The organism is uncultured Campylobacter sp., from assembly GCF_938045535.1.
Classification (GTDB): domain Bacteria; phylum Campylobacterota; class Campylobacteria; order Campylobacterales; family Campylobacteraceae; genus Campylobacter_B.
On record NZ_CALIMQ010000145.1, the window covers coordinates 1 to 2,464 of the forward strand.

The window sequence follows — 2,464 nt, forward strand, 5'->3', positions numbered from 1 at the left end:
AAAGGCATCATCCTTTCCGGCGGCCCCAATTCCGTTTACGAATCCGACTACCAAGCCGATACCGGCATCTTCGATTTGGGCATTCCGGTTTTGGGCATCTGCTACGGCATGCAGCTCATCGCGCATAAATTTGGCGCCAGCGTCGTGCCTGCGGGTAAAAAAGAGTATGGCAAAGCCTCTTTGAAGCTGCTTCGCGCTAGCAAGCTATTTGGCGGCGTGGAGGATAACTCTACTGTCTGGATGAGCCACTCGGACAAGGTCGAGAGCCTGCCGGAGGGCTTTGAGGTGATGGCAAGCTCGGATGAGAGTGAGTGGTGCGTATTCGGCGACGAGATTCGTAAAATTTATGCGCTGCAGTTTCACCCCGAGGTTTGTCACAGCGAATTCGGCGATAGAATTTTAAAAAATTTTGCCAAAGAGATCTGCGAAATAATCAGCACTTGGAATATGGGTAGCTTCGCCAAAGAGCAGATGATCAAAATAAAAGAGCGTGTAGGCAGCGCCAAAGTGCTTTGCGCGGTAAGCGGCGGCGTGGATAGCTCGGTCGTAGCGGCGCTTTTGGCGCATGCGGTGCCGCAGAGCCTAATAGCGGTTTTCGTCGATAACGGACTGCTCCGCACTGGCGAGCGCAAGGCGGTAGAGGAGATGTTTAGGCTCAAACTGGGCGTGAGCTTAGACGTGATCGATGCTAGCGAGCTATTTTTAAGCAGGCTAAAAGGGGTGGTCGATCCGGAGCAAAAACGCAAAATCATCGGCGCGACCTTCATTGAGGTTTTCAGCAAAGAAGCAGCAAAACACAAAAACGTAAAATTTCTAGCCCAAGGTACGCTCTACACCGACATCATCGAAAGCTCGGTCGCAGGCTCAAGCAAGACGATCAAAAGCCATCACAACGTAGGCGGCCTGCCTAAAGATATGAAATTTGAACTGATCGAGCCTCTGCGCGAAATTTTTAAAGACGAAGTGCGCCAGCTGGGGCTTGAGCTAGGCCTTTCGCGCGAAGTCGTTTTCCGCCATCCGTTCCCCGGCCCGGGCCTTGCGATCCGCATAATGGGCGAGGTAAATACGCCGAGCCTCGAGCTACTGCGCAAAGCCGACGTGATCCTGCGCGACGAGCTAAAATCAAGCGGCTGGTACAACAAAACGTGGCAAGCGTTTTGCGTGCTGCTAAACGTGCACTCCGTCGGCGTCATGGGCGATAACCGCACCTACGAAAACGCCGTGTGCATACGCGTAGTGGACGCTAGCGACGGTATGACAGCCAGCTTCTCGCGCCTGCCGTACGACCTGCTAGAAAATGTCTCTCGCCGTATCATAAACGAAGTAGACGGTATCAACCGCGTAGTTTACGACATCTCGAGCAAACCGCCCGCAACGATAGAGTGGGAGTAAATCGAGCGATGAGACGTTTTAAATTTATCGTTTTATCTACCGCTTTTGCCGTAATGATGTCGCAGGCCGAACACATTAAAGAGGTTCAGGCCGTAACGCAAGTTTTCGGCGACGGAGAAAATTTAAGTGCGGTAGTGCTTGAATATGATAAGCCGATTTTGAGCTCATCCGTATCGAAGGATGACTATACGGTAGCAAATCGCGACATCTCCAAAGTCTACGTAAGCACTAAGTCAAATTTAAATACAGCTAATGCCAAAATTCCAAAATCGGGCAAATACGTAATCATCGAGCTTATGCCGCTTGCAATGATCGATAGCTCGGTCGATCCTCATCCTGAAGATAAAGCTAACAGAGCAAAACGTAATGCGATGGGCGAAAACGGTCCAACGCTCGGTAGCAGAGGCAATCCGCAACCTCTTAAAACCTTTAGTGCGAGCGTAACGCAAACGGGTAAGATCATAAATGTAAACGGCGAAATTTATACCGAAAAGGCGCAGCCAAAATTTAGTGATCTTGAGCCACTCCTGCTTACCGGTCGCGACATACAGGCTCTCCATAAACGCCACGATAAAGCTAAGCCCCAGCGTTAGGGGCACGAAAAGAAAGTGATAAAGTGCCGTGAGTGCGAACTGCGCCCTCGACCAATCCACGCTAGCAAGCTCTTGCATTCCTACTCCTTAGTCAAATTTTTATAGATGAAATCGATTTTTTCTTGATCGGTTTTAAATTTAGAATCCAAGTTTTCGTTGAAAATGAAAAATTTAAGTAGCACAAAAATTATAAATAGCTTGATCAAAATCACCGCCCATAGCGTTTTGCCAAGCTTCATCGAAGCAAATCCGTGCGCGTAAAATTTTAAAATTTTGCCGAAAAACATCAAATTTTAACCTTTAGCAATTATTAGTTTATATTTTTTATTGTATAACAATTAATTAAAATTTAGCTTTAAATTTTGAAATTTTGGTAGCAATTTTATCTTTTTAATAAATGAGTTTTTGCGCCACCACACTTAAATAAAGTTTATACCGCATAATTCGCAACCGATCGCATTTTACTTAAACTGCACAAA

Annotated in this window: 2 protein-coding genes and 2 pseudogenes; 2 read left to right on the forward strand and 2 right to left on the reverse strand. The window is 47.1% G+C overall.

The window, feature by feature from the left end:
• Positions 1-1,392, forward strand: a 1,392-nt coding sequence (gene guaA / locus Q0095_RS04645; RefSeq protein ID WP_297881810.1) for a glutamine-hydrolyzing GMP synthase, incomplete at its 5' end; no start/stop codon positions are given.
• Positions 1,393-1,448: 56 nt separating this feature from the next.
• A pseudogene (locus tag Q0095_RS04650) lies at positions 1,449-1,817 on the forward strand (hypothetical protein); the annotation flags it as partial.
• A gap of 39 nt (positions 1,818-1,856) precedes the next feature.
• Here the strand turns inward: Q0095_RS04650 and Q0095_RS04655 are convergent.
• Both Q0095_RS04655 and Q0095_RS04660 read right to left on the reverse strand, forming a co-directional pair.
• Positions 1,857-2,063, reverse strand: a pseudogene (locus tag Q0095_RS04655) (cytochrome ubiquinol oxidase subunit I); the annotation flags it as partial.
• Between the two features lie 2 nt (positions 2,064-2,065).
• On the reverse strand, positions 2,066-2,272 hold the full coding sequence (locus Q0095_RS04660) for a DUF4492 domain-containing protein (protein ID WP_297881812.1): 207 nt from the start codon (positions 2,270-2,272) through the stop codon (positions 2,066-2,068).
• Positions 2,273-2,464 lie beyond the last annotated feature (192 nt).